This is a genomic window from Streptomyces sp. HSW2009, from assembly GCF_040240285.1.
Classification (GTDB): domain Bacteria; phylum Actinomycetota; class Actinomycetes; order Streptomycetales; family Streptomycetaceae; genus Streptomyces.
In genome coordinates, this window is sequence record NZ_JBEHZD010000003.1 from 12,020 (window position 1) to 34,550 (window position 22,531).

The 22,531-nt window shown below is 71.7% G+C and carries 17 protein-coding genes; 10 read left to right on the top strand and 7 right to left on the bottom strand.

From position 1 onward, the window contains the following. Positions 1-71 precede the first annotated feature (71 nt). Positions 72-659: a TIGR03086 family metal-binding protein gene (locus AAHZ94_RS00485; protein WP_349989790.1), complete on the bottom strand. Its 588-nt coding sequence runs from the start codon at positions 657-659 to the stop codon at positions 72-74. Positions 660-1,350: 691 nt separating this feature from the next. On the opposite strand from AAHZ94_RS00485, the gene AAHZ94_RS00490 reads away from it, so the two are divergent. Continuing rightward, positions 1,351-3,000: a bifunctional phosphatase PAP2/diacylglycerol kinase family protein gene (locus tag AAHZ94_RS00490; RefSeq protein WP_349989816.1), complete on the top strand. Its 1,650-nt coding sequence runs from the start codon at positions 1,351-1,353 to the stop codon at positions 2,998-3,000. A 21-nt stretch (positions 3,001-3,021) separates the two neighbouring features. Here AAHZ94_RS00490 and AAHZ94_RS00495 read toward each other — a convergent pair whose 3' ends face one another. Then, on the bottom strand, positions 3,022-3,366 hold the full coding sequence (locus AAHZ94_RS00495) for a VOC family protein (RefSeq protein WP_349989791.1): 345 nt from the start codon (positions 3,364-3,366) through the stop codon (positions 3,022-3,024). 524 nt (positions 3,367-3,890) lie between these two features. On the opposite strand from AAHZ94_RS00495, the gene AAHZ94_RS00500 reads away from it, so the two are divergent. Further along, the gene (locus AAHZ94_RS00500; RefSeq protein WP_349989792.1) at positions 3,891-4,712 is read left to right on the top strand and encodes a class I SAM-dependent methyltransferase; all 822 of its coding nucleotides are present in this window, start codon (positions 3,891-3,893) and stop codon (positions 4,710-4,712) included. A 23-nt stretch (positions 4,713-4,735) separates the two neighbouring features. Further along, positions 4,736-5,092: a VOC family protein gene (locus AAHZ94_RS00505; protein WP_349989793.1), complete on the top strand. Its 357-nt coding sequence runs from the start codon at positions 4,736-4,738 to the stop codon at positions 5,090-5,092. 276 nt (positions 5,093-5,368) lie between these two features. Here the strand turns inward: AAHZ94_RS00505 and AAHZ94_RS00510 are convergent, their stop codons facing one another. Further along, complete coding sequence (locus AAHZ94_RS00510) at positions 5,369-7,585, bottom strand: DUF5107 domain-containing protein (RefSeq protein WP_349989794.1); 2,217 nt, start codon at positions 7,583-7,585, stop codon at positions 5,369-5,371. Positions 7,586-7,863: 278 nt separating this feature from the next. Between AAHZ94_RS00510 and AAHZ94_RS00515 the strand changes: the two genes are divergently transcribed. Continuing rightward, a complete protein-coding gene (locus tag AAHZ94_RS00515) occupies positions 7,864-9,582 on the top strand; it encodes an alpha/beta hydrolase-fold protein (protein WP_349989795.1) in 1,719 nt (572 codons plus the stop codon). Between the two features lie 104 nt (positions 9,583-9,686). On the opposite strand, the gene AAHZ94_RS00520 is transcribed toward AAHZ94_RS00515, so the two are convergent. The 4 genes from AAHZ94_RS00520 to AAHZ94_RS00535 all read right to left on the bottom strand — a co-directional run bounded on the left by AAHZ94_RS00520 (position 9,687) and on the right by AAHZ94_RS00535 (position 12,381). Continuing rightward, entirely contained in the window at positions 9,687-10,058 is a 372-nt protein-coding gene (locus AAHZ94_RS00520; RefSeq protein WP_349989796.1) for a glyoxalase superfamily protein, read from the bottom strand. Beyond that, positions 10,055-10,714: a GNAT family N-acetyltransferase gene (locus tag AAHZ94_RS00525; RefSeq protein ID WP_349989797.1), complete on the bottom strand. Its 660-nt coding sequence runs from the start codon at positions 10,712-10,714 to the stop codon at positions 10,055-10,057. The genes AAHZ94_RS00520 and AAHZ94_RS00525 overlap by 4 nt, the downstream gene beginning before the upstream one ends. A gap of 266 nt (positions 10,715-10,980) precedes the next feature. Further along, a complete protein-coding gene (locus tag AAHZ94_RS00530; RefSeq protein ID WP_349989798.1) occupies positions 10,981-11,586 on the bottom strand; it encodes a hypothetical protein in 606 nt (201 codons plus the stop codon). Between the two features lie 180 nt (positions 11,587-11,766). Further along, positions 11,767-12,381, bottom strand: coding sequence for a TetR/AcrR family transcriptional regulator (locus AAHZ94_RS00535; RefSeq protein WP_349989799.1), 615 nt, complete (start codon positions 12,379-12,381; stop codon positions 11,767-11,769). Between the two features lie 201 nt (positions 12,382-12,582). On the opposite strand from AAHZ94_RS00535, the gene AAHZ94_RS00540 reads away from it, so the two are divergent. The 6 genes from AAHZ94_RS00540 (at position 12,583) to AAHZ94_RS00565 (ending at position 22,367) form a co-directional block, all read left to right on the top strand. After that, positions 12,583-13,755 (top strand): amidase, encoded by a 1,173-nt coding sequence (locus AAHZ94_RS00540; protein WP_349989800.1) that lies wholly within the window; start codon positions 12,583-12,585, stop codon positions 13,753-13,755. Positions 13,756-13,929: 174 nt separating this feature from the next. Beyond that, positions 13,930-16,644, top strand: coding sequence for an aconitate hydratase AcnA (gene acnA, locus AAHZ94_RS00545; RefSeq protein ID WP_349989801.1), 2,715 nt, complete (start codon positions 13,930-13,932; stop codon positions 16,642-16,644). A 650-nt stretch (positions 16,645-17,294) separates the two neighbouring features. Beyond that, positions 17,295-18,731, top strand: a complete 1,437-nt coding sequence (ngcE, locus tag AAHZ94_RS00550) for an N-acetylglucosamine/diacetylchitobiose ABC transporter substrate-binding protein (protein WP_349989802.1) — start codon at positions 17,295-17,297, stop codon at positions 18,729-18,731. Between the two features lie 51 nt (positions 18,732-18,782). Next, a complete protein-coding gene (locus AAHZ94_RS00555; RefSeq protein WP_349989803.1) occupies positions 18,783-19,697 on the top strand; it encodes a carbohydrate ABC transporter permease in 915 nt (304 codons plus the stop codon). 90 nt (positions 19,698-19,787) lie between these two features. Continuing rightward, entirely contained in the window at positions 19,788-20,735 is a 948-nt protein-coding gene (locus tag AAHZ94_RS00560; protein ID WP_349989804.1) for a carbohydrate ABC transporter permease, read from the top strand. Between the two features lie 432 nt (positions 20,736-21,167). Continuing rightward, positions 21,168-22,367, top strand: coding sequence for an ROK family transcriptional regulator (locus tag AAHZ94_RS00565; RefSeq protein WP_349989805.1), 1,200 nt, complete (start codon positions 21,168-21,170; stop codon positions 22,365-22,367). Positions 22,368-22,531 lie beyond the last annotated feature (164 nt).

A 22,531-nucleotide genomic window follows, 5' to 3' on the forward strand; every position in this document is an offset into this window, starting at 1 on the left:
CCCATGGCCGCGCTAACCCTCCGACCGGTCATTCCGTGAACCACCGACCCCCGCCCGACCGGGGGGGGCGGTCAGGGGCGGCGGCCGAGCAGGGCCAGCAGTTCGCCCTGGGCGTCGGCCCCCGGCGATGGGGTGCGGGGGGCCGCGAACAGGCCGGTGCCGACCAGGTCGGCCGCATACGGCCGCACCTCACGTGCCGCGAACTCGACCAGTTCCGGCGGCAGTTGCTCATCCGCCCCGATGGCCCGGGACAGATCCCAGGCGTGCACGGTCGCGTCCATCGTCATCTGTGCGCAGTAGGCGAGGGTGCTACTCGGCCCGGACGACAGGTGGACGGTACGCGAGAGGGCGCCGGGTTCCGCGAACGCCCGGAGCGCGCCCGCCGCCGCCAGGTCCCAGGTGGCCGCCGGCTGCTCACCCAGTTGGTCGCCGTCGAACCGGTCGCCCTGCTCCTCGATGGTGGAGCCGTCGCGCACCAAGGGTGGCACCCACAGCTGTTCCACGGCCAGGTGGTTCACCAGCTCCCGTACGGACCAGTCGGTGCAGGGTGTGGGGGCGTCCCACTGGTCGGGGCGGATGGCGTGCACCCGCGAGGTGGAGAGTTCCAGCGCCTCCCGGTGGCGCCGGGCCACCTGGCGTTCGTCCGTCGTCGCAGCCATGCGCCCCATTGTCCCCGGACCGCGGCGGACCCGCCTGCGTACGGGCCCACCCGTGACCAGTGCCAACCCACCCGTGGCCGCGCAACCCACCCGCTCCAACCCACCGCGCGATCAGTACGCACCCACTTCGGCCTAGGCTGGCGAACCCCGGGTATCCGAGTGGATCACGGCGCTACCGCACGGCGCCAAGGCATGCCGCCACCATACGGTCGTGCCGCCGGGGCCGTGCCGCGCCGTGGGAGGGTCCTGCCAGGTACGCGATGTGCTGCGCGGTGGGGCGGTGGTCGGTGTGATGGAGCGAAGGAGTGGGTGACGCATGGCGGGCAAGGGCGAGCAGCGGGCCGGGGCGTACGGGTTGCTGGGGCGGTTGCTGCCGGGTGGGCCCGGGGCCGGGCCGGTCGGCCGGTCGGGTGCCAGGCCGCGGTGGCCGGTCGCGCGGCGGGCAGCAGCAGGCTGGACTCCGTCTCGTACCACCGCAGCGGCCGGTCCGCTGTTCGCCGGCGCCGCCCCGGCCGGCGGCCACGCCCCTGCCCTGGAACAGGTCGGCGAGCACGTACAGGCCGCTGGCCAGCGCGGTTCGCGGTGGGTACGCGCCTCCTTGCGGGCGCTTGAGGAGGCTGCGGCGGAGCGGGCCGCAGCCGCGCGGCACACCCACGGTTCCGATCACCGGCTGGTCAGGCTGGACAAGCGGATGTTCCACGCGGTGGCGTCCCGGCACTGGCCCGGTGCGGAACCGGTGCTGCCGCGGCTGAGTCACAGCGCCAACCACGGGTTGCTGTGGCTGGGGATCGCGGCGGGCATGGCGGCCACCAAGCACCGTCCCACCCGCCGGGCGGCGCTGCGCGGCGTCGCCTCACTCGCGCTGGCGTCGGCGACCGTGAACACCGTGGCCAAGCGGTCGGTGCGGCGCAACCGGCCGCTGGTGGACGGCGTGCCGATGATCCGCCGGCTGCGCAGACAGCCCATCACCACCTCCTTCCCCTCCGGGCACTCCGCATCGGCCGCCGCGTTCGCGGTGGGGGTGGCCCTGGAGTCACCCAGGTGGGGCGCCGTGGTGGCGCCGATCGCCGCATCCGTGGCCTTCTCCCGCATCTACACCGGCGCCCACTACCCCAGCGACGTCCTCGTCGGCAGCGCCATCGGCGCGGGTGCGGCGCTGGCGGTGCGCGGTCTGGTGCCGACCAGGTCGCAGTTGCCGTCCGCCGCCCGCCCCCGGACGGACGCGCCGGCGCTGCCCCGCGGCCGGGGCCTGGTCGTCGTCGCCAACTCGGGTTCCGGCGCCACCAGTGTGTGGCCGCCGCGCGCCGATCCGCTGGACCCGATCCGGGAGGCGCTGCCGGAGGCCGAGTTCTGGTCGTTCACCCCGGAGCCCGACCGCGACCTGGTCCCGGAAGATGCGGGGGACCGCGCGGATGCGGATGCGGATGCGGACACAAACGCCGACACCGGTACGGGTACGGGCACCGGCGCAGAGACAGGCACGGCGGGTACGGACACGGAACCAGGCACAGCCACAGAAGCAGGTTCGGACACAGGCGCGAGTGCCGATTCGGGCCGGCAGCCCGAGACACCCTCGCTGACGGAACTGTTGGAGAAGGCCGCGCAACGGGCCCGGGAACTCGGCGGCGCCCTCGGCGTGTGCGGCGGCGACGGCACCGTCAGCGCCGCCGCCGAGGTGGCCGCGCGGGCCGGACTGCCGCTGGCCGTACTGCCGGGCGGTACGCTCAACCACTTCGCGTACGACCTGGGTCTTGAGACCGTCGAGGACAGTTGCCGCGCGGTGACTGCGGGACAGGCCGTCGCCGTTGACCTGGCGCGGTTCACCGCAGACGGGGCCGCGTCGAGCACCCACTACGTCAACACCTTCAGCATCGGCTGCTACCCGGAGTTGGTGCGCATCCGGGAGCGCTGGGCGGGGCGGGGGGGCAGTTGGGCGGCCGAAGTGCTCGCCACCGCGCAGGTGCTGCGCACGGCCGAACCGCTCGACCTGGTGATCAACGGCAGGCGCCGCTCGGTGTGGATGCTCTTCGCCGGCAACTGCTCGTACCGCGGTGTCGGTTCGGCCCCGGCCAGCAGGCACGACCTGGCCGACGGGCTGCTCGACGTGCGCATCGTGCACGGCGGCCGGCTGCCCCGCGCCCGGCTTCTCTCGGCCGCGCTGCTCGGCGTGTTGCGCCGCTCCCCGGTGCACGCCGAGGCCCGGCTGCGCAGGCTGCGCGTGGACAACATCCCGGAGGGTACGGCGCTGGCGTACGACGGCGAGGTGGAGCCGGCGCCCCGCGCCCTGACGCTGGACAAGGTGAACGAGGCGCTCCGGGTGTACCGGCCGCGGGCGGGCTGACCCGCCCGGCCGGGGCCTACGTCACTCGCTCACCAGGCAGAACTCGTTGCCCTCCGGGTCGTGCATGGTCTGAAAGGCACCCTGGTCGTCGGTGACCAGGGTGCCGACCCGTACCGCGCCGAGCGCCACCGCAGCCGTCGCGGCCGATTCGACGTCGGGCACCGCGACGTCGAGGTGCAGCCGGTTCTTCACCACCTTGGTCTCGGGCACCGGCTGGAAGGCGAGCCGCGCGAGCCCGGGCAACTCCAGGTGGGACCAGCCGCGGGCCCGGTCGACCGGCTCCGCGTCGAACAGGGCGGCCCAGAACCTGACCAGCACCCGCGGCTGCCGACAGTCCACGACGATCTGACGCAGTTGTGCACGCATGGCCGTGAGCCTACGTTGCGCCGGGCGCGGGGTGGGGTGGGGTGGGGCAAGGTGAAGTGGGGTGGGGTGGCAGGTTGTGGGGGCAGGTCGCGGGGTGGGGTGGCGGGTCGCGGCGTACGGGGCCGGTGCCCCGGCCTCTGCAACCCAGCGCCTCATCGGCCCTGCAACCCTGCAACCCTGCGGCTCTCCGGCTCTCCGGCTCTCCGGCTCTCCGGCTCTCCGGCTCTCCGGCTCTCCGGCTCTCCGGCAGCGTGCCCAGCGCGAGCCCGATCAGCCACGCAGGCAGCAACGCAGGCACCCCACAGCACGTCACATCCGCTGCGTGAGCACCCACCGCGTAACCAGCCACCCCGCGTGACCGGCCCACCCGGCGCCGACCCGGTAGCCCCCCGTGGCAACCCACCCTCCAACCACCCACCCGTCTCGGTCCGCATAGCAAGACGCCACTCTCACAAAGCGAGACACCCACGTACGGTGCAGTAGGCGCCCGGTTCGGGGTGCCCTACGGGAAGGGATGGTCCGCCATGTCCGCCGATGTCCCGCGCCGCGCGGCGCACTACGTCCACGGCCACCACGAGGCCGTGTTGCGCTCGCACACCTGGCGCACGGCCGCCAACTCGGCCGGCTACCTGCTGCCCGAACTGGCCCCCGGACAGTCGGTGCTCGACGTGGGCTGCGGGCCCGGCACGATCACCGCGGACCTCGCCGAGCGGGTGGCGCCGGGCGAGGTGACCGGCGTGGACGCGGCCGACGGCGTACTGGTCCAGGCGCGGGCCACTGCCGCCGAACGCGGCCTGACCAACCTCACGTTCGCGGGCGCCGACGTGCATCGGCTGGACTTCCCCGACGACTCGTTCGACGTGGTCCACGCCCACCAGGTGCTGCAACACGTGACCGACCCGGTGGGTGCGCTGCGGGAGATGCGCCGGGTGTGCCGGCCGGGGGGGGTGGGCGCCGCCCGGGACGCCGACTACGCGGCGATGACCTGGTACCCGCAGGTGCCCGGGCTCGACGACTGGCTGGCGACCTACCGCACGGTCGCCCGCGCCAGCGGCGGGGAGCCCGACGCCGGGCGGCAGTTGCGCGCCTGGGCCGGGCGGGCCGGGTTCACTGAGGTCACCTCCACCGCCACCGCCTGGTGCTACGCGACCGACGAGGAGCGTTCCTGGTGGAGCGGGCTGTGGGCGGACCGCACGCTCTCCCCGCACTACCGGGCGTCGGCCGTGCTCGGCGGGCACGTCACGGAGGCCGGGCTGCTGGCCGCCGCCGACGCCTGGCGCCAGTGGGGCCGGGCGGCCGACGGCTGGTTCGCCGTGCTGCACGGGGAGATCCTCTGCCGCGCGTGATCGCGCTCAACTAGGCTCGGCGCATGGACATTCTGGGGACTTCACTGCGGGTGTGCGTGCCGGATCTGGACGCCGCGATCGCCGTCTACGAGCGGCTGACCGGCGCCCAGGCCATGCGCTTCCAACGGGGCGGCGTCTCGGTCGCCGCGGTCGGCTGCTTCTTCCTGATGAGCGGCCCGGAGAACGAGTTGGAGATCCTGCGGAAGGTCACGGCGACCTTGGCGGTACGGGACGTGGACCAGGCGGTGACGGACCTCCAGGCGGTCGGCGCGCACATCATCGCCGGCCCGCTGCCCACCCCGATCGGCCGCAACCTGGTCGCCCGCCACCCGGACGGTTCCGTCTTCGAGTACGTGGACGTGCAGCGCGCACCCCAGTAGGTCCGGCTGCCCCGCCCCGCGCCGCCCCGCTTCACTGCGAGGCGAGGCGAGGCGGGGTGGGGCAGGGCGGGGCGGAGTGGGTGAGGCGGCCAAGGTGGGGCGGGTGGGTCCACCACGCGGGCCGGACGGCCAACCCGCCAAGCGACCAACCCACCGGGCTCAACTCTCCGACCAGCCAACCCACCCGGCAACCATCATTCGCCCATCACCCTCGCACCGCACCCGTCACACCCTGGTCCGGGCCCCGCGGCAGCGGCCCAGCCCGGCCCGGCCCGCTCAGGACGGCCGCATGCGGAACTCGTACCGCTCGGGCAACGGGTGATCCGTCCGGGCACGGGCGCGCAGTGCGGCGGGGTCAAGCCCCTTCGCCCCGGGTTCGGCGGCGATCAGACCTTCGGCAATCGCGTACCAGGTCTCGCTCAGCGTCTCCTCACCTTCGCGCAGGTCAGCGACCTCGAAGCCGCGGTCGAACAGGGCCCGCGCCGCCGCAGCGTCGCCGGCGGCGAGCAGGACCCGGGCTTCCAGCAGGGCGAACCGGCCGCGGGCCCGCACCTGGTCCGGCAGCGCGGCCAGTACCTCGTGCGCCTCCGCCGCGCGCTCCACCGCGAGCAGCGCGGCCACCGTCTCCCGGGCGAGCCCCGCCAGCGCGGACCGCCACTCAGCCGCGGTCTGGCCGTCGGCAGCCTGAACATCAGCAACCTGCACATCCGGCCCGGGGACAGCGTCCAGCCCCGATGCAGCATCCGGCCCCGGCACGGCGTCCAGCCCCGGCGCCCCGTCCAACCCCGGCACACCCCCCGGCGCAGCAGCAACCCCCTCCGTGCCGGCAGCGGCCCGCCACTCCCCCACCGCCCCGCGGAACGCGGCCAGCCAGCGATCGGCCGCCCGGTTGACGTGGCCGTCGGTCTGGTCGGCCACGGCCAGACAGCGCAGCACCGGCCACCAGTCGCTGATCTCGATCGCCCGCTCCCAGCTCCGTACGGCCTGCGAGCGGTCGCCCTCGTGCCACTGGGCCACCCCGAGGTGGTACTTCAGGTGCGGGTCCACGAGCACGTCGGCGTCGGCGGTCTCCAGGAGTTCGCGCCAGGGGCGAGAGACCAGCGAGGTGCCCGGCGGGCGGGTGGGTTGCGGGGTGGGCAGGGCGCCGGTGCGCAGCAACTCGCGCCACGGCTGCTGGGGCGCACCCAGCGAGGCGGGGGCGAAGGGGGTGCCCGGCAGCTCGTAACCGGCGCGCTCCAGCTCCAGCGCGCCCCAGCCCGACCCCTCGGCCAGCACCTCCCCCGGCTCGGCGTCCGCGCTGGGCAGCCAGGTCCGGTAGGCGGCGTCCACCCGGTCCCGCGGCAGGGCCGCCGCCAGCGCCTCGGCGACCGCGCCCCGGGCCGCGGCCCAGTGGTCGCCGTGCACGGTGACCGCGTCGGCGGACAGCGGCCCGTACGCCTCCAGCCAACTGAACTCTTCCTCGGCGCCCAGCCGAACGTGTTCGAGTTGGGTGCGGGCCAGCCCGGCCTGGATCTCGGCGTAGCCGCCGGTGCCGGGCTCGGTCAGCCACTCCTGCCATCTGCGCCCGCCGGCGCCGGCGCCCCAGCGGAAGAGCTTGCGGCCCCGCAGCAGGTCGGTCGAGGTGTGCACCAGCCCGTGCCCCGTACCGTCCAGCGCGGCGATCCACCGCCTGGCGCCCGCCGGCAGGTCGTAGAAGAAGTCGGCCGCGGAGTCGCCGCGCAGCGGATAGCTGTGGTCGACGCCCTGCCAGGTGGGCACGGGGACGCGGCGCAGGGTGCGCTCGTAGCCGAAGTGGTACGCCGCCTCGGCCGGCGCGATGACCCGGGTGCGGGCGTCCTCGGGGACGGCGATGTTGGACCACCAGTAGACGGCCGCCGGATGCGGGTGCGGGTTGCGCACCCGGACGCCGACGTACAGGAAGTCCGAACCGTCCGGCAGCCACAGGTCCACCTGGAAGGGCAGGTCGCGCAGTCGTTCCCACTCCCACAGGCGCAGCATCTCGCCGCCCGAACCGTCCGGCGCCGGTACCCGGGCCGCGTACACCGGGGCGCAGGAGAGGGTGGTGTGGCCGGTGGCGCCAATGTTCCACTCGATGCCACCGGAGAACCAGGCGCCGTTGAGCGCGAAGTCCGCCGGCTGGAAGACCGGGTTGCGGTAGAGCAGCTCGCGCCCGGTCGGCTTGTGGAAGAGGGAGGCGACGCGCCCGCCGAGGCCGGGCAGCACGGTGGCCCGCAGCCGGTCGTTCTCGATCACGATCGCATCGAGCTCGGTCGTCACCCTCTCCCGGGTGTACGCGTCGCGGAGCCGGGTGGGCAGTATGGAGCGCAGCGGCTCGTACGCGACCTGCCGGGCCATCTGGTCGGGCAGACCGGCGCGCGTCCGGTCGTCGATCTGGTGGACCTCGTCCAGCGGGCGTAGAGCGGGCAGCGGGTTCTCCGGGCCCAGCGGGGCGGCGGGCAGGGTCAGGGTGGTGCGTCGCACGCTCGTTACCACAACTGCCTCTCTCAGTCCTTCACGTGCAGCCGCCGTGGCTACGGCGGCCGTGTGATCACCATGGAACATCCTGCGGGCCCCGCTGAACAGGGCTTCCAGCATGTGGAGTTAGGGCCGGTCCCGACGGGGGCCGCACGCTGCGCCGGACGGCCGGTGGGCAGCACACGCCCCACGGTAAGTAAGGTGAACCTCATCTGTAGCAGATCCTTGCCAGTCTTCCGTCCGGTACCCGATGGGGTCTTCCGTTCGGGCGTCCGCCGTGCCGGAGGTTCCACCCGATGTCCGCATCCCCGCCACCGACCGACGCCCCGCGCCGCCCGCCGCGCACCCCCCGCCCCGCCCCGGTGCCCCGGGCGACCAGCCCGCGGGTGACCGCGCTGGCCCACCGACTGGGCCTGACCGCCACGGCCGATGGGACGGGCGAGGGAGCGGGAGCCCGGACTGGGGCTGGGGCCGAGCCCGGAGCGTACGGGGCGCAGGTGGCGGGTGGTACGGGCGCGGCGGCGGGGGCGCTCCAGGGTGAGCACCGGGACGCCGTCGCGGAGTTCTGGCGGGAGGTCGAGGCGGCGGGCACACCGCTGGTCGAGCCCGACCCGGCGGGCGACCCCGACCACGCGGTCGTCACCTTCCTGTGGCGCGGCACACCCGCGACCCGCTCGGTGCTGGTCCTGCCGAACAAGGTCATCGACCCGCGCACCCCCACCGACAACCTGATGGCGCACCTGCCGGGCACCGACGTCTGGCACTGGTCGCTTCGGATGCGCCGCGACTGGCGGGCCAGCTACGCACTGTGCGTGGACGAGGCCGCTGCCGCTGCGGGAGAACCAGTGGGTGGGGAGGCTGCGAGTGGGGAGTCGGCGGGTGAGGCGCCCGTGGTGGCGCAAGCCCCGGCTCCGGTGATGGAACCGGCAGGCACGGCGGTGGAACCAACACCGACCGTCGCAGTGGTGGAGCCAGCGGTCACAGCTTCCCCGGTCGCGGCCGTGCAACCCACGGCGCCCCGCACCGCACAGGGTGTGCCCGCACCCGAACCCAGCGACCCCGGATATCTTCCCTGGCTGCGCGGTCAGGGCCGCCCCGACCCGCGCAACCCGCACGCACTCCCCCGCCGCTGGGGTGGCGCTCCCCAGTCGGTGGTACGCCTGTCGAACGCCCCCGGCGAGGCCGACTGGCAACCGCGGGCCGGCATCCCCCGCGGCACGGTCACGCTCCACACGGTGCACAGCGCGGCGCTCGGCAACGAACGCCGGGTGTGGGTGTACACACCCGCCACCACGTCACCCACCCAGCCGCCGGCACCGGCACCAGCACCAGCACCAACACCAACACCAACACCAACCAGCGGGGCATCGGCCACACCGGCACCGGCCGGCACCGAGTCAGCCACGCCCCTCCCCGTCCTGGTGCTCTTCGACGGTGAGATGTGGCAACCCGAACTCGGGGTGGCCACCCTGCTCGACAACCTGATCGCCGACGGGCGGCTGCCACCCCTGGTCGCGCTGTTGCCCGATGCGCTGGACAGCGACACCCGCTGGTCCGAACTGGCCTGCAACGACAGGTTCGTGGACTTCCTCACGGACGACCTGCTGCCGTGGGCCGCCGCCCGCTGGCCCCTGACGACCGACCCGGCACGCACCGTACTGGCCGGCCAGAGCCTGGGTGGGTTGCTCGCCACGTACGCCGCGGTACGCGCCCCGCACCGGTTCGGCAACGCGCTGAGCCAGTCGGGGTCCTTCTGGTGGCCGGACGGCCCGGCCGGCCAGTGGCTGACGTCGCTGGTCGCCAGGACACCGGCGGACCCGGCCCACCCGGTCCGCTGCTGGCTGTCGGCCGGCGAACAGGAGTGGGTGCTGCTCCCCGCCAACCGCCGGCTGCCCGAGGTGCTCCGCGCCCAGGGTTACGCGGCGCAGTACCGGGAGTTCAACGGCGGCCACGACTACCTGTGCTGGCGTACGGAGCTGGCCGACGGGTTGGTCGACCTGCTGGGCACGGGGTGAGCCGGGGCGGGCCCACCCGGCCCGCCACCCCCAACAGCTACCGGCTACCGGCTACCGGCTACCGGCTACCGGCTACCGGCTACCGGCTACCGGCACAGCCTCGGTCACTCGACGGGTTCGGCGAACCGCAACTGGTTGCCGAACGGGTCGAGCAGGGTCAGGGAGAGGCCGATCTCCTCGTCCTCCTCCAGGTCGGGCCTGAGGAACGGGTACTGCTTGGCAGTGAGTTCGGCGTGCAGCGCGCGTACGCCGTCGAGTTCGACGTAGACCGCGGTGCCCGGGGTGCCGTCGCCGTGGTGCTCCGAGAGGTGCAGGACCAGGGCGTCCCGGGAGAGTTGGGCGTAGGCGGGCAGGTCGGGGGCGAAGCGGTGTTCCCAGTCGAGGGTGCAACCCAGGTAGTCGACGTAGAACTCGTGCGCCTTGGCCCGGTCGAAGACGCGGAGGATGGGCACGGCGGGACGGAGGATGATCTTCATGGGGCCATCGTGCCTTGCCCGGGGCTCGGGTAGCGCATCGTGGTGGTCAGGGCCCAGCGTTCGTGGTCGCGCCAGTCGCCGTCGACGTAGAGGAACTCGGGCGAGTAACCCTCGTGGCGGAAGCCGAGGCGGCGGGCGAGGGCGTTGGAGCGGTCGTTGTCGGGTTGCACGTTGGCTTCGAGGCGCCGCAGGCCGAGCGGCCCGAAGGCGTGGTCGATGACGAGGCCGAGGCCCTCGGCCATCAGCCCCCGACCGGCGGCGTGCGCGAAGGCGCCGTAACCGAGCGCCCCGCACTGGAAGGCGCCGCCGACGATGTTGTTGATGGTGACGTAGCCGGCGATCTGATCGGTCGCCAGTTCACAGATGACGAACCCGGCGCGATCCGGCGCCGCGAGGCGCTGCACGTAGTACGCGAACTGTTCCGGCGTCTCCGGCGGAGTCAGCCACGGCCGGTGCAGCGCGACGCTCTCCCGTGTGCGCGTGATGAACTCCCGTTCATCCTCGGGCTGGAGCGGGCGGATGCCCGTGCGCTCGGCCCGGGCCAGATAGGCGTGGCCCGGCCCGGTGGGCAGCAGGACCGCCTCGGGGGTGCCGTCGGTCGCCGGGGCCTCGGTGCGGTCTTCGCGGGACGACGGTCCCGGGTGCGGATCAGGCATCGTTCCATCGTACGAACGCGACACCCGGCGTGCGAGCCACCGGGCCCGCGCCGGCCCCGGCGCATACGGGGCGGGACGGGCCGCATGAGGGGCGGGCAGCACCCAGGGGGTTCGCCTGGTGAACGACCGTACGTTCTGCGGGCACGCCGCCCGTGCACCATGCGGGGCCACCCGTGCGGTTCACTTCCTTCCCCGGCGGCGCAGCCGGAGCCGCTACCCGGGCTCGGGGCGGTTGTCGAGCCGGACCGGCGCGCGGGGTGAGCGCGCTAGAGGAAGAGCCCCACCCTGCCGTCACCGCCCGCCGCGCAGGCGAAGGTGCCGGCGCAGCAGCGTTCCCAGCCGGTGGGGGTGTGCAGCAGGGACAGCCGGGACCAGCGGTCGGCGCCGGGTGACGGCGGGGACAGCCACAGGCCCAGCGGTTCCACCCTCACCGCGGCGGCCGACTCTGGGGCGGGGCAGCGGGGTTCGGGGAGCACGGACAGGACGTCTTCGGCCGGGTTCCCGAACAGGTCGACCCCGTCCCACACCACGGGGGTGCCCGCCGGCTCGCCCCACGGCACACCCGCATCGACGTCGATGCGGGTGAGGAGGTCAGCACGGTCGGGGCCGCCGCCGGAGACGGACAGCGCCACGTCCCCGAAGGTGCCGACCACGCTCCAGGCGTCGTGGTAGAGGATTCCGGTGAGCCAGGCGTCGTGGGCGTGCCGGAGTTCGGCGTAGTCGGCGCGCGTCAGACTCATGCACTGCCGGTCGTAGTGGTGGACCGGCAGCGCCGACAACAACGCGTCGACCTCCGCAGGCGCCATCCCGAACCTGAGCGTCCCGCCCCCGCCCGGCAGGACCACCCCGACCCCAGGCAGCAAATCCAGCATGCGCACATTGTGCCCGTTGCGGGTGGGCACCTGCCGGGTGGCCTGCGTATACGGGATACGGCATACGGCGTGTGGCCGGCGGCTGCGCCACGGTGGGCGCCCGCCACCCGATCCCGGAGCCCGCCGTACAGCCCGTACGGAACCGGCTCCCGCCCTCGGATCAGTGGGGCGTCCGGCGCGTCACCCCGTGGCCCGGCCGGCCGAGCCACCCCGTTCCACGATGGCTTCGACCATCCGCAGCAGCCTCTCCGGCACCCGGTCGACGCTCCCGTTCTCCATGCTGACCTGGGCACCTTCCAGCAGGAAGGTGATCTCGGCCGCCGTCTGCTGCGGGTCGGGGAGGTCGGCCGCCCGGCACATCGCCGTCAGGCGGCGGTTCTGGAGCTTCTTGTGCTCCTCGATGACCTGTCGGGCGGGGTGGGCGGGGTCGGGGAGTGCGGCCAGGGCGTTGACGAACGGGCAGCCGCGGCGGGAGACCGTCGGCAACCCGTGGGCGATGAACCTGGCCAGGCCGACGACCTGCTCCCGGGGGCGGTCCGGGTAGTCGGCCTCGACCTGGTCGAAGGCCGCCTGGTAGTCCGCGGCGACGATCCGCAACCACTCCGCCACCAGGGCGTCCTTCGTCTCGAAGTGCCGGTAGATGGCCATCTTGGTGGTCTCGGCCCGCTCGGCGATCGCCTGGACGCCCACCCGCCGGATGCCCTCGCGCTGGAACAGTTCCTCGGCCGCGTCGAGGATGCGCTCGCGCGGCGGCAGCTTCGCCACCCTGCCCGGCCTACTGGCGGTCGAAGCCATGCCCACTCCGTGTCGTCCGATTGCCACTGCGCTCGCCACGGGCACCCCGTGGGACCCGCTCGCGCTCCCTGCTACGGTACCAATCCGTCCCTCACGATACCGCTCGGTATCGTGAGGGACCGATCGGCATCATCCGAGAGCCATCGGTATCAGCAGATCCCCAGCGGTATCGACAGGTCCGCTGGGAGTGAGGAGCGCGCGGTGCAGGTGTCCGAGTACGTACGGTTCGACGCGGTGGGACTCGCGGAGCTGGTGGCCGCCGGCGAGGTGACGGCGGATGAGCTCCAGGAGGTCGCGCACCGGGCGCTGGAGGCGGTCAACCCGCAGCTCAACGCCGTCGTGGAGAGCTGGGAAGCCGACGCTGCGCCGCCCCCGGGCAGCACGCCGCTGGCCGGGGTGCCGTTCCTGGTCAAGGACATCGGCGTGCTGTTGGCCGGCCGGCGCAGCGAACTCGGCAGCCGCCTCGCGGCGGGCCATGTGGCCGACGCCGACTCAGCCCTCGCGCGGCGGCTGCGCCGGGCCGGGCTGGTCGTCTTCGGACGCACGGCGACACCGGAGTTGGCGTACAGCACCACGACGGAACCGGTGCTGTACGGCGCTACCCGCAACCCGTGGGACCTGACGCGCCGCGCGGGCGGGTCGAGCGGGGGCGCGGGCGCCGCGGTCGCGGCCGGGGTGGGGCCGATCGCCCACGGCACCGACGCCGCCGGCTCGATCCGCATCCCCGCCGCGTACAACGGCCTGTTCGGCCTGAAGCCGACGCGGGGCCGGATCTCGGTCGGCCCGCAGTTCGACGAGGTCTTCAACGGCCTGGCCGTGCAGGGCTGCGTCAGCCGTACGGTGCGCGACAGCGCGGCCCTGCTCGACCTGGTCAGCGGCCCGGAGCCGGGCGACCCGTACGTGGCGCCCGAGCCGGTGCGGCCGTACGCCCGGGAGGTCGGCCGCCCGCCGGGCGCGCTGCGGATCGGCGTCGTCGCCCAGCCCTGGGGCGGCCACCGGACCAGCCCACCGGTGGCCGCGGCGCTCGCCCGTACCGTCCACCTCCTGGAGTCGCGGGGGCCCCCGGGGGGGGGGGGGGCGGGGGGGCCCGGGGGCGGGCCCCCCGGGGGCGGGGGTGCCCCGGGCCCCCGGTGGGGCCCGGCCGCCCGCGCGCCCGGGGCGCGGCCCGGGCGCGCAACCGAGGCCCACCGGGGCGATCGGGACCGGCGGGATGTGCCCCGGCGGACGGTGGGCCCGCGCCGGCCCCGGGGCCGGGGGGCCCGGCGCCGGGGCCGCGTGGGGTGCGGCGGACGAGCCGAGAGGCGTGCGGCGGACGAGCCGAGAGGCATGCGGCAGCAGGGCCGAGTGGTGCGCGCGGGGCAGGCCAGCGCATGACCGTGCGCCAGCGATGTACTAGAGTTATCTCGACATCGAGATATCTGCCGGGAAGGCGTACCGCTGTCGCGCTAGTTAGGTATACCTAAGTTAGGTGCACCTTAGCGGATCGGCAAGGTCCCCGGGCGGCAGGATGCGGTGGTACGCGCGAATTCATGCATGAAGGAGACTGTCGTGTCGGCGAACAGCTTCGACGCCCGCAGCACGCTGCGCGTGGGCGACGAGTCGTACGAGATCTTCAAGCTGGACAAGGTCGAGGGCTCCGCCCGCCTGCCCTACAGCCTGAAGGTGCTGCTGGAGAACCTGCTCCGTACCGAGGACGGCGCGAACATCACCGCCGACCACATCCGTGCGGTGGGCAACTGGGACTCGCAGGCGCAGCCTAGCCAGGAGATCCAGTTCACCCCGGCCCGCGTGATCATGCAGGACTTCACCGGCGTGCCCTGCGTCGTGGACCTCGCCACCATGCGTGAGGCCGTCAAGGAGCTGGGCGGCGACCCGGCGAAGATCAACCCGCTGGCCCCGGCCGAGCTGGTCATCGACCACTCCGTCATCGCCGACAAGTTCGGCACCCACGAGGCGTTCGCGCAGAACGTCGAGCTGGAGTACGGCCGCAACCGCGAGCGCTACCAGTTCCTGCGCTGGGGCCAGACCGCCTTCGACGAGTTCAAGGTCGTCCCGCCGGGCACCGGCATCGTGCACCAGGTCAACATCGAGCACCTGGCCCGCACCGTCATGGTCCGCGGCGGCCAGGCGTACCCCGACACCCTGGTCGGCACCGACTCGCACACCACCATGGTCAACGGCCTCGGCGTGCTCGGCTGGGGCGTCGGCGGCATCGAGGCCGAGGCGGCCATGCTCGGCCAGCCGGTCTCCATGCTCATTCCGCGCGTCGTCGGCTTCAAGCTCACCGGTGAGCTCAAGCCCGGCACCACCGCCACCGACCTGGTGCTCACCATCACCGAGATGCTGCGCAAGCACGGTGTGGTCGGCAAGTTCGTGGAGTTCTACGGCGAGGGCGTGGCCGCCACGTCGCTGGCCAACCGCGCCACCATCGGCAACATGTCGCCGGAGTTCGGCTCCACCGCGGCGATCTTCCCGATCGACGCCGAGACGATCAACTACCTGAAGCTGACCGGCCGTTCCGAGCAGCAGCTCGCGCTCGTCGAGGCGTACGCCAAGGAGCAGGGCCTGTGGCTCGACCCGGCCGCCGAGCCTGACTACTCCGAGAAGCTCGAACTGGACCTGGCCACCGTGGTGCCGTCCATCGCCGGCCCCAAGCGCCCGCAGGACCGCATCGTGCTGGCGAACGCCGCCCAGCAGTTCGCGCAGGACGTGCGGAACTACGTCAGCGACGACGAGGAGGCGGGCAAGGAGTCCTTCCCGGCCTCCGACGCCCCGGCCGCCGCCAACGGCGTGCCGACCCGGCCGACCACCGTCACCGCTCCCGACGGATCGACGTACGAGATCGACCACGGCGCCGTCACCGTCGCCGCCATCACCTCGTGCACCAACACCTCCAACCCGTACGTCATGGTCGCCGCCGCGCTGGTGGCCAAGAAGGCGGTGGAGAAGGGCCTGACCCGCAAGCCGTGGGTCAAGACCACCCTCGCGCCCGGCTCCAAGGTCGTCACCGACTACTTCGACAAGGCGGGCCTGACCCCCTACCTCGACAAGGTCGGCTTCAACCTCGTCGGCTACGGCTGCACCACCTGCATCGGCAACTCCGGCCCGCTGCCGGACGAGGTCTCCAAGGCCATCAACGAGAACGACCTGGCCGTCACCTCGGTGCTCTCCGGCAACCGCAACTTCGAGGGCCGGATCAACCCCGACGTCAAGATGAACTACCTGGCGTCCCCGCCGCTGGTCGTCGCGTACGCGCTCGCCGGCTCCATGAAGGTGGACATCACCACCGAGGCGCTGGGCACCGACACCGAGGGCAAGCCGGTCTACCTCGCGGACATCTGGCCGACCGAGGCCGAGGTCAACGACGTGGTGGCCAACGCCATCGGCGAGGACATGTTCAACAAGTCCTACAGCGACGTCTTCGCCGGCGACGCCCAGTGGCAGGCGCTGCCGATCCCCACCGGCAACACCTTCGAGTGGGACGCCGAGTCCACCTACGTGCGCAAGCCCCCCTACTTCGAGGGCATGGCCATGGAGCCGTCGCCGGTGCAGGACATCGCCGGTGCGCGCGTCCTGGCCAAGCTCGGCGACTCGGTCACCACCGACCACATCTCGCCGGCCGGCGCCATCAAGGCCGACACCCCGGCGGGCACGTACCTCACCGAGCACGGCGTCGAGCGGCGTGACTTCAACTCCTACGGCTCGCGCCGTGGCAACCACGAGGTCATGATCCGCGGCACGTTCGCCAACATCCGGCTGCGCAACCAGATCGCGCCCGGCACCGAGGGCGGCTTCACCCGCGACTTCACCGTCGCGGACGGCCCGGTCTCCTTCATCTACGACGCGTCGCAGAACTACCAGGCCGCCGGCATCCCGCTGGTCGTCCTGGCCGGCAAGGAGTACGGCTCCGGCTCCTCCCGCGACTGGGCCGCCAAGGGCACCGCGCTGCTCGGCGTCAAGGCCGTCATCGCCGAGTCCTACGAGCGCATCCACCGCTCCAACCTGATCGGCATGGGCGTGCTGCCGCTCCAGTTCCCCGAGGGCGCCACGGCCGAGTCGCTCGGCCTGACCGGCGAGGAGACCTTCGCCATCGCCGGTGTGACCGCGCTCAACGACGGCACCACGCCGCGCACCGTCAAGGTCACCACCGACAGCGGCGTGGAGTTCGACGCGGTCGTGCGCATCGACACCCCCGGCGAGGCGGACTACTACCGCAACGGCGGCATCATGCAGTACGTCCTGCGGTCGCTGATCCGCAAGTAAAGAACCGGCCGAGCGCACCGGACCGGCAATTTCGTTCCGGTGCGCTAAAGGTCTGGACTAAGCCGATGGGCGGGCGAGAGAAATCCGCCCTTCCGTATCGGCGCGGGGCGGTTTTCAGCCGGCCCCGGTAAGCGTGAGCGGGCCGCATTCCCACCGGGGAATGCGGCCCGCTTCCGTGTCTGCGGCCGGCGCCACGGGCGGGCCGCCAGAGCCCGGCCGCGCTGCCCGAAAGGGCAGGTCGGAGATGGTGTGGCAGGGGCAATCCAGCGAGGCTCCGAGATGTCCGCGGTACGTGCGTGCCAGGGGTGGAAAAGCACTTCGGACGTGCGACTTCGAGTGCCTGCTGCGCCATCGGTGGCGGTAAGCCGCCGAGGTCTCAACTCGGGAAAGACGCACGCGATTTCTGCTGCCAATCTTGCCCCGTCACGCCAAGTGGACTATACCTGTCGCGTCTGATCCGCCGTGGTCCACGGCAATGGACCCGACGACGGATGTGCGCGCCCACATCTGACGCGTGCCCGTCGTCCGTGTCTTTGCGCAATTCAGCACCTCCAGCTCTATCTGACCCGCGGTGTCGGGGCGTTCGTCGTACGCGGACGAAGTACGGGAGATCTGGCACCGCACAGTCCTGAAGAAGGCGAGGACCTGCCATGGGATTCACCTCAGAATTTGGTCGCCGTGATCTGGTGAAGCGAGCAGCGGCAATCGGGCTGATCTCGGTTCCCACGATGACGGCGCTGAGCGCCTGTGCGACCAGTGGCGGTGACGACACCGAGCAGGTCGAAAAGGGAGAGAAGACGGCGAAGAATCCACTGGCGGTCAACGAGGGCGCGGGGCTTGACGTCGTCATTTTCGACGGCGGCTTTGGTGATGAGTACGCGAAGGCGGCTGAGGCGCAGTACGTGGCGGCTTATCCGAAAACGGACGGGAAGATCAAGCACACGGCGACACAGAAGATCCAGGCACGGTTGGCTCCCCGGTTCAACGGGGGCACGCCGCCGGATCTTATCGACAACTCGGGCGCGGAACAGATGGATTTCGGGACGCTGGTCTCCAAGGAGCAGTTGACGGACCTGCGAGCGCTTTTGGACGCGCCGTCCCTGGACGATCCGAAGAAGAAGGTACGGGACACGCTGCGGCCCGGCGTGGTGGAGATGGGGCAGTTCGACGGGGACGAGGTCTGGGTCCTGTACTACGCCTACACGATCTATGGCGTGTGGTATTCGAAGTCGTTATTAGCAAAGCACGGCTGGGAGTACCCGCAGGACTGGGACGCCATGCTCAAGCTGTGCGAGGACGCGAAGAAGCAGGGGATCGCGGGGTGGACGTATCCGGGGAAGTACCCGTACTACCTGCCGTTCAGCCTGTATCCGTTCATCGCGAAGATCGGCGGTCGCGAGGTGCTGGACGCGATCGACAACCTGGAGCCGAACGCCTGGAAGCACGATGCGGTGAAGTCGGCGTTCGAGGCGTACCACGAATTGCAGAGCAAGGGGTACATCCTCAAGGGCACGCCTGGCCTTGACCACACCCAGTCGCAGGTGGCGTGGAACGAGGGCAAGGCGCTCTTCATCCCGAACGGTTCGTGGGTGGAGAACGAGTCGAAGAAGACGACGCCGAAGAACTTCGACATGGCGGTGGGCGCGCCGTCCTCGCTGGATTCCAGCGACAAGCTGCCGTTCGGGACGATCTGGGCCTCGGGTGGTGAGCCGTTCATCGTGCCGAAGAACGCGAAGAACCCGCAGGGCGGCATGGAGTTGCTGCGGATCATGCTGGGCGAGAAGTCGACGCAGACCTTCATCAAGCAGGTGTCCTCGCTCTCCTCGCTGAACGGCGGGACCGAGGGACTGACGCTCGCGCCGGGGCTGGCGTCGGCGCAGGAGTTGTGGACGAAGGCGGGGCCGAACGTGGTGAACCCGCGGCTCCAGGACTGGTACGTGCGCTTGCAGAAGGAGAAGATCGGCACGGCCGCACTGGGCGAGATGATGGCGGGCCGCCTGTCGCCCAAGGAGTGCATGGCCAAGTGCCAGAAGTTCGCTGACGAGACCGCCAGGGACGATGCGGTGAAGAAGTACCGACACCGCTAGTCCGGCGTCGACCAGGTCATATCTCGCAGGCGAGAAGTGGGGTCGGTAGCAGTGCGGCACGGTAAGTACGGCTTCATCGTGGGGTTCTTGGCCCTGCCTCTGGCGATCTATGCGGTGTTCGTTCTCTCGCCGTTCGTCCAGGCCATCTACTATTCGTTCACGAACTGGAGCGGGTTGAGCTCGGACCTCAAGATGGTGGGGTTCGACAACTACCGCAAGATGTGGCATGACGACGTCTTCTGGCATGCCTTGCGGAACAATCTGGTGTTGTTGCTCGTGTTGCCGCTCGTGACGCTCGGCATGGGGCTGTTCTTCGCCTTCATGCTGAATGTGGGCGGGCGACGCAAGGGCGCGGTGGTGTCGGGTGTGCAGGGATCTGCCGTGTACAAGGTGGTGTATTTCTTTCCGCAGGTGCTGTCGATCGCGATCGTGGCGCTGATCTTCCAGTTCGCGTACAACCCGAACAGTGGTGCGTTGAACTCGTTCCTTTCCGGTATCGGGTTGGATTCGGTGCAGCCTGACTGGTTGGGTGATCCGGAGTTGGCGCTGTGGTGTGTCATGGCGGTGATGGTGTGGAGCAACGTCGGGTTCTACGTGGTGTTGTTCTCGGCCGCGATGAGCACGATTCCGCGGGATTTCTACGAGGCGGCCCTGCTCGACGGCGCGAACCGGTTCACGACGTTCTTCCGGATCACGTTGCCACTGCTGTGGGACACGGTGCAGACCGGTTGGGTGTACATGGGAATCCTGGCGTTGGACTCGTTCGCCGTGGTGCAGATCATGACGGTCGGCCCTGGTGGTCCTGACTATTCGACCGAGGTCCTGACGTGGTTCGTGTACACGAAGGGCATTCAGGACGGGCAGGCGGGTTACGGGACGGCGCTGGGCGTGGCCCTGTTGATCGTCACGATGATCTTCGCCGCGATCGTCATGCGGCTCGGCCGCCGCGAAAGGCTGGAGTTCTGACATGCCCCGGCCCGTAACGCCCGATCATCCACAGCAAATCCAGCCGCGCCACGACGCCGACCGACGTCGTACCGGGGGGAGTGAAGCTCCATGACCGACGAACCGTCACGCCGAGCCACCGGCGCACTGGACCTGGCCAAGGAGGAAAGGGCCACCGAGGCCCAGCACAGCGCACCATCCGCACCGACGGGGAAGACGCGGCGGGATTACGCAGGCGGCGCCCTGAATGTGTTCTCGCACGGAATCCTGGCCGTGTGGGGCCTGTTGGTGACGATGCCGCTGCTGTGGGCGGCGATGAGTTCCTTGAAGACCGACAAGGAGATCTTCACCTCGCCCTGGTCGCTGCCGTCCTCGTTGCACTTCGGAAACTGGTCGGACGCGTGGCAGACCGCGAACATGGGCCGGTACTTCCTGAACTCGGCCGTGGTGGTGACCGGTTCGCTCTTCGGCACGATGCTGCTGGGCGCGATGGCCGCCTACGTACTGGCCCGATTCGAATTCCGCGGGAACCGGTTCATCTACTTCCTGTTCGTGGGCGGCATGAGCTTTCCCATCGTGCTGGCGATGGTCCCGCTGTACTTCGTGTTGCAGAACATGGAGATGCTCAACACCAAGCACGGGTTGATCCTGGTCTACATCGCGTACTCGCTGCCGTTCACGGTGTTCTTCCTGACCTCGTTCTTCAGGACGCTGCCGACCTCCGTCGCGGAGGCCGCCATGCTCGACGGCGCCTCCCACACCCGCACGTTCTTCCAGGTCATGCTGCCGATGGCCAAGCCGGGACTGATCAGCATCGGGATCTTCAACTTCCTCGGCCAGTGGAACCAGTACATGCTGCCCTACGTACTGAACCAGGGCGACGACAAGGACAAGCTCCTCCCGCAAGGACTGGTGGAACTCGCCGTGTCCCAGGGCTACAAGGGCAATTGGGCGGTGCTCTTCTCCGGCCTGCTGATCGCCATGCTGCCGGTCCTTGCGGTGTACATCATCTTCCAACGCCAGGTCCAAGCCGGCCTCACCGCCGGCGCCCTCAAATAGTCGACACATCCACACGGGGCGCACCGGGCACATCGCGGGCCCACCCCGCCCTCCACCAGGGAGTTCCGTCCCCTCCTGTCCCACGACGGAGCCCCGTCCGGCCCCACCGCGGAGCCCTGACCTGCCCCACCACGGCGCCCCGTCAGGCCCCGGCCCCGCCCCCACGCGCCGCGGGCTCGGGGCCGCCCCCCGGCCCCCCGCGGCGCCCGGCCGCATCCCTGGGCGTTACGGTGCCGCTGCACCTGCTCCTCGCCCCGGCCGGTCGCCGGGGCCGCCCCCGTCGGGTGGCCGGGGCGGGGAGCGGACTTGACGCGCGACAACCAGTACGGCTCAGCTTAGAGTTCACATGTTGGAGACAGTGCCGGACCCGCCCCTGTGGTCCGGCCGGCGGCCGGCCGGCGCGCCGTACGCCCAGGCAGGAGTGGGATGGGCGTGGAGACTCCGGGGTCGCAGTCATCGCTGCACCGGGCCCACCTTGAGCGGGTCGTGCGCGCGGTGCGGATGGCGGGATCGCTCACCCAGGCGGAGATCGCCCGTACCACGGGGCTCTCGGCCGCCACGGTCTCCAACATCGTCCGCGAGCTCAAGGACGGCGGCACCGTCGAGGTCACGCCGACCTCCGCGGGCGGGCGCCGCGCCCGCAGCGTCGCGCTCAGCGGCGACGCCGGCATCGTGGTGGGCGTCGACTTCGGCCACGCCCACCTGCGGGTGGCCGTCGGCAACCTGGCCCACCAGGTGCTCGCAGAGGAGACCGAGCCGCTGGACGTGGACGCCTCGGCGGCGCAGGGCATGGACCGCGCCGAACAACTGGTCGGCCGCCTGATCGAGGTCAGCGGCATCGACCCGGCCAAGGTGGTGGGCGTGGGGCTCGGTGTGCCGGGCCCCATCGACGTGGCCACCGGAACGCTCGGTTCCACGGCGATCCTGCCGGGCTGGGCCGGCGCCAACCCGCGCGATGACCTCGCGGCCAGGCTCGGCGTCCCGGTCTACGTGGACAACGACGCCAACCTGGGCGCCCTCGGCGAGCTGGTGTGGGGCAGCGGCCGGGGCGTGGCCGACCTCGCGTACATCAAGGTGGCCAGCGGCGTCGGCGCCGGCCTGGTGATCAGCGGCCAGATCTACCGCGGCCCGGGCGGCACGGCGGGCGAGATCGGCCACATCACCCTCGACGAATCCGGCCCGGTGTGCCGCTGCGGCAACCGCGGCTGCCTGGAGACCTTCACCGCCGCCCGGTACGTACTGCCGCTGCTGCACTCAAGCCACGGCCCCGACCTGACCATGGAGCGCATGGTGGCGCTCGCCCAGGACGGCGACCCAGGCTGCCGGCGGGTGATCGCCGACGTCGGGCGGCACGTGGGCAGCGGCGTGGCCAATCTGTGCAATCTGCTCAACCCCAGCCGGGTGGTGCTCGGCGGCGACCTCGCGGACGCCGGTGACCTGGTGCTCGACCCGATACGGGACTCCGTCGCGCGGTACGCGATCCCCAGCGCAGCGCGCCAGCTCTCGGTGCTGCCCGGCGCGCTCGGCAGCCGGGCCGAGGTGCTCGGCGCGCTGGCCCTGGTGCTGAGCGAGATGGGCGGCTCCACGCTCCTCGACGGCTCCCTCACCACGGGAACGCCGGCCCTGGCCTGAGCAGGACGGGCTGGCCTGCCTGCGCAGCCCTGCCTGGCTGGCCTGGCCTGCCCCGGGCGCCGGCTTGACCTGGGCTGACCTGGGTTGACCTGGGCGCCGCTGGACCCGTCACCCGCCGCGCGTACCCACCCCCGCCGGCCGTGCGCACCGCAGCCCCTGCGGCC

Coding starts and splice junctions, on each gene's coding strand:
- AAHZ94_RS00485 (WP_349989790.1), bottom strand. CDS start 659: ATGGCTGCGACGACGGACGAACGCCAGGTGGCCCGGCGCCACCGGGAG.
- AAHZ94_RS00490 (WP_349989816.1), top strand. CDS start 1,351: ATGTTCCACGCGGTGGCGTCCCGGCACTGGCCCGGTGCGGAACCGGTG.
- AAHZ94_RS00495 (WP_349989791.1), bottom strand. CDS start 3,366: ATGCGTGCACAACTGCGTCAGATCGTCGTGGACTGTCGGCAGCCGCGG.
- AAHZ94_RS00500 (WP_349989792.1), top strand. CDS start 3,891: ATGTCCGCCGATGTCCCGCGCCGCGCGGCGCACTACGTCCACGGCCAC.
- AAHZ94_RS00505 (WP_349989793.1), top strand. CDS start 4,736: ATGGACATTCTGGGGACTTCACTGCGGGTGTGCGTGCCGGATCTGGAC.
- AAHZ94_RS00515 (WP_349989795.1), top strand. CDS start 7,864: ATGTCCGCATCCCCGCCACCGACCGACGCCCCGCGCCGCCCGCCGCGC.
- AAHZ94_RS00520 (WP_349989796.1), bottom strand. CDS start 10,058: ATGAAGATCATCCTCCGTCCCGCCGTGCCCATCCTCCGCGTCTTCGAC.
- AAHZ94_RS00525 (WP_349989797.1), bottom strand. CDS start 10,714: ATGCCTGATCCGCACCCGGGACCGTCGTCCCGCGAAGACCGCACCGAG.
- AAHZ94_RS00530 (WP_349989798.1), bottom strand. CDS start 11,586: ATGCTGGATTTGCTGCCTGGGGTCGGGGTGGTCCTGCCGGGCGGGGGC.
- AAHZ94_RS00535 (WP_349989799.1), bottom strand. CDS start 12,381: ATGGCTTCGACCGCCAGTAGGCCGGGCAGGGTGGCGAAGCTGCCGCCG.
- ngcE (WP_349989802.1), top strand. CDS start 17,295: ATGGGATTCACCTCAGAATTTGGTCGCCGTGATCTGGTGAAGCGAGCA.
- AAHZ94_RS00560 (WP_349989804.1), top strand. CDS start 19,788: ATGACCGACGAACCGTCACGCCGAGCCACCGGCGCACTGGACCTGGCC.